The following is a 14,056-nucleotide window of genomic DNA, read 5'->3' on the forward strand; positions in this document are numbered from 1 at the left end:
GAAAAACCCAGTTTTATTCCCGCCAGAGGTTGGCATGTCCACGCGAATTTTAGCGATCGATACCGCGACGGAAGCCTGTTCCGTCGCCGTCTGGAATCAAGGCGAAATCCACGCCCTGTTTGAGCTGTGCCCACGCGAGCATACGCAACGTATTTTACCTATGGTGCAGCAGGTGCTGGCGGAATCCGGCCTGGCGCTCAACCAGCTCGATGCGCTGGCCTTCGGCCGCGGCCCCGGCAGTTTTACCGGGGTGCGCATCGGCATCGGCATCGCTCAGGGCCTGGCGCTGGGTGCCGATCTGCCGATGATCGGCGTTTCTACGCTGCAAACCATGGCGCAGGGCGCCTGGCGCGTCAGCGGCGCGGAGCGTGTGCTGGCGGCGATCGATGCGCGTATGGGCGAGGTCTACTGGGGGCAGTTCGAGCGTCAGGCCGACGGCCGCTGGTTGGAAAGCGAAGGCGAGGCGGTGCTGTCGCCGGCGCAGGCGCTCGAGCGTGCACAGCGCCTGCAGGGCGAATGGGCCCACGTCGGCACCGGCTGGCAAACCTACCCCGATCTGGTCAACGGTTCCACGCTGAGCGTGCGCGACGGCCAGATGCTGTTGCCGCAGGCGGAAGACATGCTGCCGCTGGCGCTGCACGCCTGGCAACAGGGGCTGGCGGTGGCGGTGGAAAACGCCGAGCCGACCTACCTGCGCAATGAAGTGACCTGGAAAAAACTGCCGGGCCGCGAGTAATCGCGGCGTTATTGTGCTGATGTTGATGCCGGGCGATGAAGGCCTGCAACTTGAGCGCTGAAACGCGGTCAAAGTTACAGGCATTTCAGGAGATTGCGACCATGTTAATCCGCACTGCAAGTAAAAAGCTGTCGCTGCTGGCCGTCGCCTGCGGCGCGCTGGTTCTGACCGGGTGCGTCACCGTACCGGATGCGATCAAAGGCTCCAGCCCTTCGCCGGTGACTCAGCTTTCCTCGGTACAAAATGCACCGAACCTGTTTACCGGCGCGGAAGCCCGCTTTGGCGGCACCGTGGTGAACGTCGCCAACGAACAAGGGCGCACGCTGCTGGAGATCGCGGCGGTGCCGCTCGACAGCGGTGCGCGGCCGATACTGGGTGAACCGTCGAACGGCCGCTTGCTGGCCACGGTGAACGGCTTCCTCGAACCGGTCGATTTCAAAGGCCAACTGGTGACCGTCGTCGGCCCTATCACCGGCCTGAAAGAGGGGCGGATCGGCATGACGCCATATCGCTTCGTAACGATGAACGTGACCGGTTTCAAGCGCTGGCATCTGGTACAGCAGGTGGTGATGCCACCTGCGCCGATGGGCCCTTGGGGCTGGCGCGGTGGCCCGTGGGGACCCGGCTGGGGCGCCGGCTATGGCTGGTACAACCCCGGCCCGGCACAGGTGCAAACCATCGTAACCGAGTAACATACGCTTGATGTGAACAAATTTGACAGGGCGGCTCAGGCCGCCCTTTTGTTTTTTGGGATAAGGAATATCCGACAATTAGTGACGTACATCGCAACCTGAGTAATGTTTAAAACCCGAACTGGTCTGCTGAGTTAAAATATTGTTATGGTTAGGCTGCGAGTTTGAGGGCTGCGATGATAATTAGTAATGATTTCAGGAGTAATACCTTGGATAAGGTCTGGTTAAAACGGTATCCGGCAGATGTGCCCGCAGAGATTGATGCCGATCGCTATTCGTCGTTGATCGAAATGTTTGAGCATGCCGTGCAGCGCTATGCCGATCAGCCCGCCTTTATCAATATGGGCGAGGTGATGACCTTCCGCAAACTGGAAGAACGCAGCCGGGCTTTCGCGGCTTACCTGCAAAATGAGCTGGGCCTGAAGAAGGGCGACCGCGTCGCGCTGATGATGCCTAACCTGTTGCAATACCCCATTGCCCTGTTCGGCATTCTGCGTGCCGGCATGGTGGTGGTCAACGTCAACCCGCTGTATACCCCGCGCGAGCTGGAGCACCAGTTGAACGACAGCGGCGCCAGCGCCATCGTCATCGTCTCCAACTTTGCCCATACGCTGGAAAAAGTGGTGTTCAACACCCAGGTCAAACACGTGATCCTGACGCGCATGGGCGATCAGCTGTCGGCCGCCAAGGGCACGTTGGTCAACTTCGTGGTCAAATACGTTAAGCGTCTGGTGCCGAAATACAACCTGCCGGACGCCATTTCCTTCCGCAGCGCGCTGCAGCGCGGCCGCCGTTTACAATATGTAAAACCGGACATCATTAATGCCGATCTGGCTTTCCTGCAATACACCGGCGGCACCACCGGGGTGGCGAAGGGGGCGATGCTGACGCACCGCAACATGCAGGCCAACCTTGAGCAGGCTAAGGCCGCCTATTCGCCGCTGTTCCGTGAAGGGCAGGAGCTGGTGGTGACGGCGCTGCCGCTGTATCACATTTTCGCGCTGACGGTGAACTGCCTGCTGTTTATCGATCTGGGCGGGCGCAATTTGCTGATCACCAACCCGCGTGACATTCCGGGCCTGGTGAAAGAATTGGGCAAATACCCGTTCACCGCCATGAGCGGAGTGAATACGCTGTTCAATGCGTTGCTGAACAACGAAGACTTCCACAAGCTCGATTTCTCTACGCTGCGTTTCTCGGTCGGCGGCGGCATGTCGGTGCAAAAATCGGTGGCCGAGAAGTGGGAGAAAACCACCGGCAAACACCTGCTGGAAGGTTACGGCCTGACGGAGTGCGCGCCGCTGGTGGCCGGCAACCCTTACGATCTTAAACACTACAGCGGCAGCATCGGTCTGCCGGTGCCGTCGACGGACATTCGGTTGGTGGACGACAACGGCCATGACGTGCCGCCGGGCGAGCCGGGCGAACTGTGGGTCAAAGGGCCGCAAGTTATGTTAGGCTATTGGCAGCGCCCGGATGCCACCGACGAAGTGCTGAAAGACGGCTGGCTGGCGACCGGTGATGTGGTGACCGTGGACGATCAGGGATTTGTGCGCATCGTCGACCGCAAGAAAGACATGATCCTGGTATCGGGTTTCAACGTGTATCCGAACGAGATTGAAGATGTGGTCAGCCAGCACCCGAAAGTGCTGGAATGTGCGGCAATCGGCGTGCCCAGCGAGGCCTCCGGCGAAACGGTGAAGATCTGCGTGGTGAAGAAAGACGCCTCGCTGACCAAGGAAGAGCTGTTGACCCATTGCCGACGCCACCTGACCGGGTATAAAGTGCCTAAAATTGTTGAGTTCCGCGATGAACTGCCGAAGTCGAACGTCGGCAAGATTTTGCGGCGAGAATTGCGCGATGAGCAAAAAGCGCCTAAGCCGGCCGATGCCGCCTAGGTTTTGCTTTCGCGTCAGCCTATCAACAACGCCGGTGAATGCCGGCGTTGTTGTGTTTGAATCCTACAAGAGAATGATGTTTTGAATTATCAGTTGATCACTACCGATGCCGGATTGCAGCAGGTCTGCGAGCAGGCGAGAAAGCATGCCCAGGTTGCGCTGGACACCGAGTTTGTCAGAACGCGTACCTACTATCCGCAGCTGGGCCTGATCCAGCTTTACGACGGTGAACAACTCTCCCTTATCGATCCTCTGCCGATCAAGCACTGGCAACCGTTTATCGAGCTGCTGGCCGACACCGCCGTGGTGAAGTTTCTGCATGCCGGCAGTGAAGATCTTGAAGTGTTTCTCAACGCCTTTAAAACGCTGCCGACGCCGATGATCGACACTCAGATCCTGGCGGCCTTTACCGGTCGGCCGCTCTCCTGCGGCTTTGCGACGCTGGTGGCGGAGTACATGAAGGTTGAACTGGACAAGAGCGAGTCGCGCACCGATTGGCTGGCGCGCCCGCTGACTGAAAGACAGTGCGTGTATGCGGCCGCCGACGTGTTCTACCTGCTGCCGATGGCCAAACAGCTGGTGCAGGAGACTGAAGAGGCCGGCTGGACCGCTGCGGCCAATAACGAGTGCTTGCTGCTGTGCCAACGCCGTAGCGAGGCGCTGGCGCCGGAAGTGGCCTATCGCGAAATCAGCAATGCCTGGCAGTTGCGCCCGCGTCAGCTGGGGTGCCTGCAGAAGTTGGCGGAATGGCGGTTGCGCCAGGCGCGCGAGCGCGATCTGGCGGTGAACTTCGTGGTTCGCGAGGAGAACCTGTGGCAGGTGGCGCGCTTTATGCCGTCTTCGCTGGGAGAACTGGATTCGCTGGGCCTGAGCGGGCCGGAGATCCGTTATCACGGCAAAACGCTGTTGGCGCTGGTGGCCGAAGCCGAAGCGCTGGAGGAGTCCGAGTTGCCGGCGCCGTTGGCTAACCTTATCGATCAGCCGGGCTACAAGAAGGTGTTTAAGGACATCAAGGCCGCTATCGCCAGCGTCAGCGAGCAAAGCGGGTTGAGCAGCGAGCTGCTGGCATCCCGTCGCCAAATTAACCAATTGTTGAACTGGCATTGGAAACTGAAGGACGGCGAGAGTCGCCCTGAATTAATCAGCGGCTGGCGCGGCGATTTATTAATGGCGCCGTTGCAGGACATCCTGAAAGATTATTAATCGCTGGTTATCACCAGGGCAGGGTAGGGAAACTCTGCTCGGGTGAATATAGGCAGGAAATAATGCGTTGAAGGTAAATCTGGCCAGAATTTACTTTAAACGAGGTGGCGGCAAAGTTAATTGGGAATTGTCCCAAAGGGAAAAATCGATTTTTTGCTGCCGATAATGCTTAATAACTGGATACACATACAGTTACCCCCTGCATAAAATATACAGGGGGTAATTAATGCGTCGCAATCATTTAGCTGCTTCTTCCGATTCCGGTAATGTCACGTTAAGTTCAAGTACCGAAATATCGTCCCCTTTCTGCTCGAACTGCACATGCAGCATTTCAGGATCGATCTGAATGTATTTGCAAATAACCGCCAGAATATCGCGTTTCAAATCAGGCAGATACGGGGGCTCACTGTCCCCGCGACGACGCTCTGCGACGATAATCTGCAGCCGTTCCTTGGCTATATTGGCTGTCTGTTTTTTGCGGGACAGAAAGAAGTCTAATAAGGCCATGGTTTATCCCCCAAAAAGGCGTTTCAGGAAACCCTTCTTCTCTTCTTCAATGAAGCGGAATGGGCGTTCTTCCCCCAACAAGCGGCAAACGGTATCGTCATACGCCTTACCGGCGTCTGACTCGGCATCCAGAATGACAGGCTCACCCTGGTTGGAAGCACGCAGTACGGACTGGTCTTCCGGGATCACACCCACCAATGGAATGCGTAGGATTTCCAGCACGTCTTCCATGCTCAGCATGTCGCCACGGCTGACGCGGCCCGGGTTGTAACGGGTCAGCAGCAGGTGTTCCTTGATAGGCGATTCGCCTTTCTCGGCGCGGCGCGATTTGGAGGAAAGGATGCCCAGGATACGGTCGGAGTCGCGTACCGAAGAGACTTCCGGGTTGGTGGTGATGATAGCTTCGTCGGCGAAATACAGCGCCATCAGCGCACCGGTTTCGATACCGGCCGGTGAGTCGCAGACCACGAAGTCAAAATCCATCTCGCCGAGATCGTTGAGGACTTTTTCAACGCCTTCACGGGTTAACGCGTCTTTGTCGCGTGTCTGCGAAGCCGGCAGGATATAGAGGTTTTCAGTGCGTTTGTCTTTGATCAACGCCTGATTCAGCGTGGCGTCGCCCTGAATCACGTTCACGAAATCATAAACTACCCGACGTTCGCAGCCCATGATCAGGTCAAGATTACGCAGGCCGATATCGAAATCGATCACGACGGTTTTCTTGCCTTTCTGGGCCAGGCCGGTAGCGATGGCCGCGCTCGAAGTGGTCTTGCCAACGCCCCCTTTACCCGATGTAACAACAATAATGCGTGCCATGAAATGGATTCCTTGTCAAAAGGGCTTAATTTAAAGGTTGTATGGTTAAAGCGTTATCCAACAGGCTGAGTCGTACGGCCTGCCCGACGTAATCGGACGGGATTTGGTCGCTCAACCAGTACTGCCCTGCGATAGAGACTAGCTCAGCCGCCAGGTGGGTGCAAAAAATCTGACATTGCGTGTCGCCTGACGCGCCTGCCAGCGCGCGACCGCGCATCATGCCGTAGACATGAATGTTGCCGTCGGCAATCAGTTCGGCGCCGGCGCTGACGCTGCTGGTCACGATAAGATCGCAGTTGCGGGCGTAAATCTGTTGGCCGGAACGGACAGGGGTGCTGATGATACGCGTTTTGGCGGGGGCGTTGTCCACCACCACGGGCGCAGGTGCAGGCTCCGGCGCCGCCATTTTCTGGCCTCTGCCTTCGCTCAGCAACGGCAGCCCGGCACGGGCTATCGCGCGCTTTTGACGCTCATCTCTGCAACCGCTGATACCCACAACGCGCAGACCTGCCGCCGCGACAGCCTGTTGAAGTTCTTTCCAGTTCGCATCGCCATCCAGCGTTGCGACGTTGATAACAACAGGGGCGTTTTTCAGAAAAGCGGGCGCTTGCTCAACTTTTTCCTGTAACGCCTGGCGTATTACCTCGGGCTGCGAATTATGCAAATGAACAACCGATAGGGTAAAACTGCTGCCTTTTAGCTCAATTGGCGATTGTGACATCTATCCTGACTCAGTCTCAGCAACTTTAAATCCCCGGAATACCACTCGGGGTGCGATATTCCGATGTACTATAAGCATGTTATAGTCAGAGTTATATCCAGGCAAGACGCTCCCTCAATTAAATAGAGTTAAAAAAATGCTTTGTGTGATCTATAGAAGCCCGAAACGCGATCAAACTTATCTTTATGTCGAAAAAAAAGACGATTTCTCTCGTGTGCCGGAAGCGCTGATGAAAAGTTTCGGCGTACCGCAATTCGCCATGATGCTTTCACTCGATGAACGCAAGAAATTGGCCTCGGCGGATATCGAAAAGGTGAAACAGGCGCTGAAAGACGAAGGTTATTACCTGCAGTTCCCGCCGCCGGTGGAAAACCTGCTCAATCAGCATTTGGCGGGCGACAAGGCCTGAGACCGCCGCCACGGTCAGGGGAGGCATGATGACACGTTCGGCGAGAAGTACCGCGTTGGCCGTTTGGCTGGCGCTGGGCGGTGCGATGATGCCGGGCGCACCGCAGGCGGCGCAGGAGACGACGCTGGCGACCAGCGGGCGCGATCCGGCGCAGTTCTCGGCGTATGTCGAGCAACTGAAGCGCCGGGCGCGGGAACAGGGCATCAGTCAGGCCACCCTTGACCGCGCCTTTGCGCAAATCCACTTCGTCGATCGGGTGATCAAGGCCGACCGCAATCAGCCGGAGCAGAAGATCACTTTGGATGATTACCTGCGGCGGGTGATGTCGCCCGCCAAGGTGCGGCAGGGGCGTGAACTGTACCGGCAGCGCCATGCGCAATGGCTGCGGGCCAGCGAACGCTATCGGGTGCCGGGGCGCTATATCATCGCGCTGTGGGGCATGGAGAGCGCCTATGGCAAGATCCAGGGGCGGGAGGACGTGGTGTCCGCGCTGGCGACGCTGGCGTTCGAAGGGCGCCGCGAGGCCTTTTTCAGCCGGGAGCTGCTGGCGGCGTTGCAGATAGTCGAACAGGGGCACGTTGGCGATACGCCACTGAAAGGGTCCTGGGCCGGCGCGATGGGGCAATGTCAGTTTATGCCAAGCTCCTTCCTGCGCTATGCGGCGGACGGCGACGGTGACGGGCGCATCGATATCTGGAATAACATTGACGACGTTTTCGCGTCCACGGCCAGCTACCTGTCTAAAGAGGGCTGGCAGCCCGGCATCGGTTGGGGGCGCGAGGTCAAACTGCCCGCCGGCTTCAATCGAGCCGAACTGGGCCTGAAAGACGCGCAGGCGCGCAGCGTCAACGACTGGCAGAAACGCGGCGTGCGCCGTGCGGATGGCCGCGCGTTGCCGCACGCCGTGCAGCGCGGCTGGATCATCGCGCCGGATGATCTGCAGGGGCGGACCTTCCTGGTCTATGATAATTTCCGCACCCTGATGCACTGGAATCGCTCTTACTATTTCGCTATCGCCGTGGGTATGATGGCAGACGCGATCGGGCATTGATCCGGCACACCAATAATCGGCTTGGCGCGCCAAGCCTCTACAGTTTGGGAGAAGCGGTATGTATCAACACAGAGACTGGCAGGGTTCGCTGCTCGATTTCCCGGTGAACAAGGTGGTCTGCGTCGGCAGCAACTACGCCGATCACATCAAGGAAATGGGCAGTGCGGTGTCCGTCGAGCCGGTGGTGTTTATCAAACCGGAGACGGCGTTATGCGATATCCGCCAGCCGGTGGCCATCCCTAAAGAGTTCGGTGCGGTGCATCATGAGGTAGAGCTGGCGGTACTGATCGGCACGCCGTTGAAGCAGGCCAACGAAGATCGCGTGGCGCGTGCGATTGCCGGTTACGGCGTGGCGCTTGATCTGACGCTGCGCGATCTGCAAGCCGGTTTTAAAAAAGCCGGTCAGCCGTGGGAAAAGGCCAAGGCCTTCGACGGTTCCTGCCCGATGTCGGGATTTATCCCGGTGGCGGAATTCGGCGATCCGCAAAACGCCGAGCTGTCGTTGACCGTCAACGATCAACTGCGCCAGCAGGGCAATACGCGTGACATGATCACGCCGATCCTGCCGCTAATCAGCTACATGAGCCGTTTCTTCACGCTGCGCGCCGGCGACATCATCCTGACCGGCACGCCGCAGGGCGTAGGCCCGATGGCTTCCGGCGACATGCTGAAAATCAGTCTGAACGGTAAAGCGCTCAGCACCCGGGTGATCTGATCGCTGTTGGCCGCCGGCATCGTCGGCGGCAAAACTTGCATCTCGCGGCTAAAATGTCTATATAGTCCCCCCTCGAACCTGTGCGCAGGTGAGTTATCCATTTACCGAAACCGGACGCTAACATGTCACAACTCGCTTTTTGGCAACAGAAAACGCTGGCGGAAATGTCAGAACAAGAGTGGGAATCGCTGTGCGACGGGTGCGGGCAATGCTGTTTGAATAAGCTGATCGACGAAGATACCGACGAGATTTATTTTACCAACGTAGCCTGCAACCAGCTCAACATCAAATCCTGCCAATGCCGTAACTACGAGCGGCGCTTCGAGCTGGAAGAGGACTGCATCAAATTGACGCGCGAAAACCTCACCACCTTCGATTGGTTGCCGCCGACCTGCGCCTATCGCCTGATCGGTGAGGGCAAGCCGCTGTTCCCCTGGCACCCGTTGCTGAGCGGCTCCAAGGCGGCGATGCACGGTGAGCGCATCACGGTACGGCATATCGCGGTGCGCGAGAGCGAAGTGGTGGACTGGCAGGACCATATCCTCAACAAGCCGGACTGGGCCAGATAACGCCGGCCCCCTTGCGCAGCAAGACGCGTTTTCATGCAAGAGGGCGGCGTGTCAGGACACACCGCCCTCTGCAATTGCGCTAACCGGCAGGCGTGAGGTTATGGCATAAGCCGTCACTTCACTCCTTTTTGTCGCGGCGGCGCCAGTTGGCCAGATTTTTCAGCGGCTGCTTCACGTAAGGGCTGGCTTTAATCAGGCTGAACAGCAGTTTATTTACCGCCGTCCCCACTTTGTCCATCGGCCGGTCGATATCGAGAAACAGCACCGCACGCAGTTCGTCGGTATCATTGCGCACCTCGTGTTCATAAGAGTCATCAAATAAAATGACCTTGCCTTCATCCCAGTGCAGGATCTGATCGTCGACGCGGATCCAGAGCTTTTCCCGATCCTTTGGCACGATCAATCCCAAATGCGCGCGCACCACGGCACGAGTCGGGCCTTTGTGGGGGACGATGTGATAGTGCGGCTTAAGGATCGAAAACATGGCGGTGCGCATGCCGGGGATCTCGCTGACCGCCTGTGCGGTGTGCGGACAAATGGCGCAGTTCTCATCAACGCGCTGCCCGTAGACAAATAGCCCGAAGGTTTTCCAATTATCCCCTTTGGAGATGCGTTTCTGATCCGGTGATATTTGGTGGAACGCGGGGATGTCCTCCGGGTGCTCCAGTAACCGATCCAACTCTTGGCGAATGGCAGGCCAACGGGCTTCCAGCGCCGTCACCCAATTAAATTCATGATTACCGATCCGCGGCGTAGTGGAGATGAGCGAATGGCGAGTCTGAAATTCGCCGTTCCAGCGCAGGAATTTTTTCCCTGCTTTGAGCAGCATGCGCCGCAGGAACGGGCGCTGAGACGTGGGGGGAAAGGTGCTATCCGGCATAAATCGTGTCCTTGATATCATTGGCCTACTGCATTCAGCATAAGGAAAGAATCACGAACGATTTTAATCATTAGTGCGCGAGCGATGGCCGATGAGTGATACCGCGCAGAGTTAAATTTGAATGATTTATTTAAAGGCAGCGGGGACTGACGGTTGGGGGAGAAGGAAAAAAGCCCCTGCAAAGATGAGGGGCAAGACACACAACAACACCAGGGAAATCGGTAGTACTCACTTTGCCGATACTATAAGGATTTTATGGGCAAACTTCACCAAAATATTGTGCTCTGAATGTGACAAAGACGCAGTCGTTCATAAATAACGGTAATTTATTGATGCCCGCAGGCCGTGAGGAAAGTGCCTGCACAGCATGTGTTGGCCCGCTGGCAACGCAGAAGTTTAATGTTATGTAAATTACGCGCTTAATCGAGCCAGGATGCTTCTTTTTAAACGATAAGTTGGGTAATTTGGCCGCTCTCCCGCAAGTTCGAGAGCATAACAATGAAAATGGTCCGTCTGTTTGCCGTAGCTGGGGCACTGATCGTGCTCGTTTACTTCCTTACACATACCTGAAATGGGGTTATCTCTGAATTCAACAGTAATACCCTAAAAAAACGGCGCCCTGAGGCGCCGTTTTTTGTTTGTTGGCCTATCAGCGGCCGAACAAATCGCGGCGGCGTGGGCGGACAAATTGCGCGATCAGCACAATCAGCGCCACCAGCAGATAGGCACCGAAGATACCCACCAGCCACTGTGGCATTTCCAGCGTCAGGAACTGCCATTGACGCACGGAACAGTCACCGGAAGCGTGGAACACCGCAGGCAGCCATTTATCCAGCGGCAGCCAGGACGGGAAGCTGACGAAGAAATCGCAGGTATTGAACGGCGAGGGGTGCAGTTGGATCATGGTGTGTTTCCACGCCAGCTGTACGCCTTCCCAGGCGCTGTAGATCCACAGCAGGATCGCCACATAGCGCAGCGGCGTTTTCGGCGCGATGGCGCCCACCAGTGAGGCGCCGAGGATGCCGAACAGCGCGCAACGCTCGTAAATGCACATGACGCAGGGCTGCAGCAGCATAACGTGCTGGAAATAGAGCGCGACCAGTTCCAACACCAACGCTGTCAGGGCCATCAGCAGCCAGGCGCCGCGTCCTTGTGAACAGCGGTTAAAGAATTGCAACATATCTAGATTCTTCCATGCAGTAAGCAATTGAACCGGCAGTGTAAACCAATTCCCCCTCGCTGCCAGCCACCTGGGCCGGTTTCAGCGTAAAAATAGTCGGTTTACCCTGCCGGCGCCGCATCAGTGGCCGATGGCGTCGACAGGCGGCAGCGTCAGCCAGTGCCACTGTGTCAACAGTTCGGTCGCCGGCTCCAGCGTGAACTGTACGCACAGCAGGCCGACCACGGTCAATACGATCGTATAAGGCAGAGCCATCCACACCATGCGGCCATACGACAGACGCACCAGCGGCGCCAAGGCCGACGTCAAAAGGAACAGGAACGCCGCCTGGCCGTTAGGGGTCGCGACCGAAGGCAGGTTGGTGCCGGTATTGATGGCGACCGCCAACAGTTCGAACTGTTTCAGCGCAATGGCGCCGGTTTCCAGCGCGGTGCGCGCTTCGTTGATGTAAACCGTGCCGACGAATACGTTGTCGGAAACCGACGACAGCAGACCGTTGAACAGGTAGAACAGCGAAAGCTGAGAAGCGGGCTCGGCGCGCAGTACAAACTGGATCACCGGGCTGAACAGGTGTTGCTCAATGATCACGGCCACCACGGTGAAAAATACCGTCAGCAGGGCGGTGAACGGCAGCGCCTCTTGGAACGCTTTGCCGATGGCGTGTTCGTCGTTCACGCCGCACAGCGATGTGGCGAGAATGATGACCGACAGGCCGATCAGCCCAACTTCCGCCAGGTGGAAGGCCAGCGCCAGCACCAGCCAAACGCCGATCAGCGCCTGCATCACCAGCTTGAGCCTTTCTTGCTTGCTGCGGCCTGCGGTGGCCTTGCGATCATACTCTTTCAGCACCTCACGCACCGCTTCCGGCAGTGGCGTGCCGTAGCCAAACAGGCGAAAACGCTCTACCAGCCAGCAGACCAGCAGGCCGCATGCCAGCACCGGCAAAGTGACCGGCGCCATCCGCAGGAAGAAGTCGATAAAGCCCCAGCCCGCGCTTTTGGCGATGATCAGGTTCTGTGGCTCGCCCACCATGGTCATGACTCCGCCGAGCGCGGTGCCGACGCCGGCGTGCATCAGCAGGCTGCGCAGAAAGGCGCGGAATTGCTCCAGCGTCTGCTTGCGCTCTTCGCCGGTGAAATCGCTGTCATCGCCGATGTCGCCGTCGGAGCGGTTCGACGTCACATTGTGATAGATGGAATAGAACCCCGTGGCGACGCTGATCACTACCGCGACGACCGTTAGCGCATCGAGGAAGGCGGAAAGGAAGGCGGCCGCCAGGCAGAACGCCAGCGACAGCAGCGTTTTCGAGCGGATATTGAGCAGCAGTTTGGTGAACACGAACAGCAGCAGTTGCTTCATAAAGTAGATGCCGGCCACCATAAAGACCAGCAGCAGCAGCACTTCCAGATTGTGTTCGATTTCTTGCGAAACCTGCGCCGGGCTGGTCATGCCGATGGCCACGGCCTCCAGCGCCAGCAGGCCGCCCGGCAGCAGCGGGTAACATTTCAACGCCATCGCCAGGGTAAAGATGAACTCGATCACCAACAGCCAACCCGCGAGAAACGGGCTGGCGAAAAAGAACACCAGCGGGTTGATCGCCAGGAAAATGAGAATGGTCAGTTTGTACCAGTCGGGAGATTGCCCCAGGAAGTTTTTGAGCAGGGCGCTGCGCAGGGTTGTTTCCATTGTCCTTTATGCATCCTTAAATCAGTCGTAGCACGTACCCTAACAACGCGGCGGGGGCGGGCGCAACCGGAGCTTGTTTTACGGCGGCAAATTTCTCAGGGCCGGTGTTTTTGCGCGTTTTTTGCCACTTTATGCACACTTTCGTTTATTGTTTTTCGCTCACGCTATGTCATGTCTGTGTGATCTGGTATGATGAGCTGATTACTTTTACTGATTTTATCGTCGCAACGGAACGTCAAACACATGGTCATAAAGGCGCAGAGTCCTGCCGGTTTCGCGGAAGAGTACATTATTGAGAGTATTTGGAATAATCGCTTCCCCCCTGGCTCTATTTTGCCCGCGGAGCGTGAGCTTTCGGAGTTGATTGGCGTCACGCGCACCACGTTACGTGAAGTGTTGCAACGTCTGGCCCGCGATGGCTGGTTGACCATACAGCATGGTAAACCGACCAAAGTGAACAATTTCTGGGAAACGTCCGGCCTCAATATCCTTGAGACCGTGGCTCGTCTCGATCACAAAAGCGTCCCGCAGCTGATCGATAACCTGCTGTCCGTGCGTACCAATATCGCGTCGATCTTTATTCGCGCTGCGGTGCGCAATCATCCTGAGCAGGCGCAGGAAGTGCTGGCGAAAGCCGCCGAGGTGGAAGATCAGGCGGATGCCTTCAATGTCCTGGACTATGAGATCTTCCGTGGTCTGGCGTTCGCTTCCGGCAACCCGATCTATGGCCTGATTTTCAACGGCCTGAAAGGGCTGTACACCCGCGTGGGCCGTTACTACTTCTCCAACCCGGAAGCGCGCAAGCTGGCGCTGACCTTCTACAGCAAGCTGTCTACGCTTTGCCATGAGAAGCTGTACGACCAGGTGATGGACACCGTGCGCAACTACGGTAAAGACAGCGGGGCGATTTGGCAGAGCATGCAGGGCACCATGCCGAGCGATCTGACCGAAGCGCGCCGCTGATGCCGTGCGAATGACATAATAAGGGCGCCG

General features: G+C 57.4%; 15 protein-coding genes. 9 read left to right on the top strand and 6 right to left on the bottom strand.

Going from position 1 to position 14,056, the window contains the following annotated elements; all coding sequences use genetic code 11:
- Positions 1 to 34: 34 nt before the first annotated feature.
- The 4 genes from tsaB to rnd all read left to right on the top strand — a co-directional run bounded on the left by tsaB (position 35) and on the right by rnd (position 4,529).
- Entirely contained in the window at positions 35 to 736 is a 702-nt protein-coding gene (gene tsaB, locus ACJ8J1_RS05715) for a tRNA (adenosine(37)-N6)-threonylcarbamoyltransferase complex dimerization subunit type 1 TsaB (RefSeq protein ID WP_033643345.1), read from the top strand.
- Between the two features lie 101 nt (positions 737 to 837).
- Positions 838 to 1,428: a Slp family lipoprotein gene (locus ACJ8J1_RS05720; protein WP_021503867.1), complete on the top strand. Its 591-nt coding sequence runs from the start codon at positions 838 to 840 to the stop codon at positions 1,426 to 1,428.
- A 209-nt stretch (positions 1,429 to 1,637) separates the two neighbouring features.
- Complete coding sequence (fadD, locus tag ACJ8J1_RS05725) at positions 1,638 to 3,326, top strand: long-chain-fatty-acid--CoA ligase FadD (protein WP_033643344.1); 1,689 nt, start codon at positions 1,638 to 1,640, stop codon at positions 3,324 to 3,326.
- Between the two features lie 81 nt (positions 3,327 to 3,407).
- A complete protein-coding gene (rnd, locus tag ACJ8J1_RS05730; RefSeq protein WP_033643343.1) occupies positions 3,408 to 4,529 on the top strand; it encodes a ribonuclease D in 1,122 nt (373 codons plus the stop codon).
- A 237-nt stretch (positions 4,530 to 4,766) separates the two neighbouring features.
- Here rnd and minE read toward each other — a convergent pair whose 3' ends face one another.
- From minE to minC, 3 genes are read right to left on the bottom strand one after another with little or no spacing between them, the layout of a single operon-like run.
- Positions 4,767 to 5,036, bottom strand: coding sequence for a cell division topological specificity factor MinE (minE, locus tag ACJ8J1_RS05735; RefSeq protein ID WP_004932303.1), 270 nt, complete (start codon positions 5,034 to 5,036; stop codon positions 4,767 to 4,769).
- A 3-nt stretch (positions 5,037 to 5,039) separates the two neighbouring features.
- A complete protein-coding gene (minD, locus tag ACJ8J1_RS05740) occupies positions 5,040 to 5,852 on the bottom strand; it encodes a septum site-determining protein MinD (protein WP_004932300.1) in 813 nt (270 codons plus the stop codon).
- A 25-nt stretch (positions 5,853 to 5,877) separates the two neighbouring features.
- Positions 5,878 to 6,573 carry a septum site-determining protein MinC gene (gene minC, locus ACJ8J1_RS05745; RefSeq protein ID WP_033643342.1) on the bottom strand — a complete coding sequence of 232 codons (696 nt, stop codon included), beginning with the start codon at positions 6,571 to 6,573 and terminating at the stop codon, positions 5,878 to 5,880.
- Between the two features lie 136 nt (positions 6,574 to 6,709).
- On the opposite strand from minC, the gene ACJ8J1_RS05750 reads away from it, so the two are divergent.
- The 4 genes from ACJ8J1_RS05750 to ACJ8J1_RS05765 all read left to right on the top strand — a co-directional run bounded on the left by ACJ8J1_RS05750 (position 6,710) and on the right by ACJ8J1_RS05765 (position 9,317).
- Positions 6,710 to 6,982 (top strand): YcgL domain-containing protein, encoded by a 273-nt coding sequence (locus ACJ8J1_RS05750; protein WP_033643340.1) that lies wholly within the window; start codon positions 6,710 to 6,712, stop codon positions 6,980 to 6,982.
- 28 nt (positions 6,983 to 7,010) lie between these two features.
- The gene (locus ACJ8J1_RS05755; RefSeq protein WP_033643339.1) at positions 7,011 to 8,033 is read left to right on the top strand and encodes a lytic murein transglycosylase; all 1,023 of its coding nucleotides are present in this window, start codon (positions 7,011 to 7,013) and stop codon (positions 8,031 to 8,033) included.
- A gap of 58 nt (positions 8,034 to 8,091) precedes the next feature.
- A complete protein-coding gene (locus ACJ8J1_RS05760) occupies positions 8,092 to 8,748 on the top strand; it encodes a fumarylacetoacetate hydrolase family protein (RefSeq protein WP_033643338.1) in 657 nt (218 codons plus the stop codon).
- Positions 8,749 to 8,870: 122 nt separating this feature from the next.
- Complete coding sequence (locus tag ACJ8J1_RS05765) at positions 8,871 to 9,317, top strand: YcgN family cysteine cluster protein (RefSeq protein ID WP_025159803.1); 447 nt, start codon at positions 8,871 to 8,873, stop codon at positions 9,315 to 9,317.
- Positions 9,318 to 9,435: 118 nt separating this feature from the next.
- On the opposite strand, the gene ACJ8J1_RS05770 is transcribed toward ACJ8J1_RS05765, so the two are convergent.
- The 3 genes from ACJ8J1_RS05770 to nhaB all read right to left on the bottom strand — a co-directional run bounded on the left by ACJ8J1_RS05770 (position 9,436) and on the right by nhaB (position 13,063).
- Complete coding sequence (locus ACJ8J1_RS05770; protein WP_033643337.1) at positions 9,436 to 10,197, bottom strand: aspartyl/asparaginyl beta-hydroxylase domain-containing protein; 762 nt, start codon at positions 10,195 to 10,197, stop codon at positions 9,436 to 9,438.
- A gap of 649 nt (positions 10,198 to 10,846) precedes the next feature.
- The gene (dsbB, locus tag ACJ8J1_RS05775) at positions 10,847 to 11,377 is read right to left on the bottom strand and encodes a disulfide bond formation protein DsbB (protein ID WP_033643335.1); all 531 of its coding nucleotides are present in this window, start codon (positions 11,375 to 11,377) and stop codon (positions 10,847 to 10,849) included.
- Positions 11,378 to 11,497: 120 nt separating this feature from the next.
- Entirely contained in the window at positions 11,498 to 13,063 is a 1,566-nt protein-coding gene (gene nhaB / locus ACJ8J1_RS05780) for a sodium/proton antiporter NhaB (RefSeq protein ID WP_033643334.1), read from the bottom strand.
- Positions 13,064 to 13,306: 243 nt separating this feature from the next.
- Here nhaB and fadR point away from each other — a divergent pair, with 243 nt between their 5' ends.
- Positions 13,307 to 14,026, top strand: coding sequence for a fatty acid metabolism transcriptional regulator FadR (gene fadR / locus ACJ8J1_RS05785; RefSeq protein WP_033643333.1), 720 nt, complete (start codon positions 13,307 to 13,309; stop codon positions 14,024 to 14,026).
- The last annotated feature ends 30 nt before the right edge of the window (positions 14,027 to 14,056 follow it).

The sequence above is a fragment of the Serratia sp. CY37869 genome (genome assembly GCF_052168895.1).
In the GTDB taxonomy this organism is placed as follows: Bacteria; Pseudomonadota; Gammaproteobacteria; order Enterobacterales; family Enterobacteriaceae; genus Serratia; species Serratia ureilytica.

Coding starts and splice junctions, on each gene's coding strand:
- ACJ8J1_RS05760 (WP_033643338.1), top strand. CDS start 8,092: ATGTATCAACACAGAGACTGGCAGGGTTCGCTGCTCGATTTCCCGGTG.
- nhaB (WP_033643334.1), bottom strand. CDS start 13,063: ATGGAAACAACCCTGCGCAGCGCCCTGCTCAAAAACTTCCTGGGGCAA.
- ACJ8J1_RS05765 (WP_025159803.1), top strand. CDS start 8,871: ATGTCACAACTCGCTTTTTGGCAACAGAAAACGCTGGCGGAAATGTCA.
- ACJ8J1_RS05750 (WP_033643340.1), top strand. CDS start 6,710: ATGCTTTGTGTGATCTATAGAAGCCCGAAACGCGATCAAACTTATCTT.
- dsbB (WP_033643335.1), bottom strand. CDS start 11,377: ATGTTGCAATTCTTTAACCGCTGTTCACAAGGACGCGGCGCCTGGCTG.
- ACJ8J1_RS05720 (WP_021503867.1), top strand. CDS start 838: ATGTTAATCCGCACTGCAAGTAAAAAGCTGTCGCTGCTGGCCGTCGCC.
- minC (WP_033643342.1), bottom strand. CDS start 6,573: ATGTCACAATCGCCAATTGAGCTAAAAGGCAGCAGTTTTACCCTATCG.
- ACJ8J1_RS05770 (WP_033643337.1), bottom strand. CDS start 10,197: ATGCCGGATAGCACCTTTCCCCCCACGTCTCAGCGCCCGTTCCTGCGG.
- minE (WP_004932303.1), bottom strand. CDS start 5,036: ATGGCCTTATTAGACTTCTTTCTGTCCCGCAAAAAACAGACAGCCAAT.
- tsaB (WP_033643345.1), top strand. CDS start 35: ATGTCCACGCGAATTTTAGCGATCGATACCGCGACGGAAGCCTGTTCC.
- ACJ8J1_RS05755 (WP_033643339.1), top strand. CDS start 7,011: ATGACACGTTCGGCGAGAAGTACCGCGTTGGCCGTTTGGCTGGCGCTG.
- minD (WP_004932300.1), bottom strand. CDS start 5,852: ATGGCACGCATTATTGTTGTTACATCGGGTAAAGGGGGCGTTGGCAAG.
- fadR (WP_033643333.1), top strand. CDS start 13,307: ATGGTCATAAAGGCGCAGAGTCCTGCCGGTTTCGCGGAAGAGTACATT.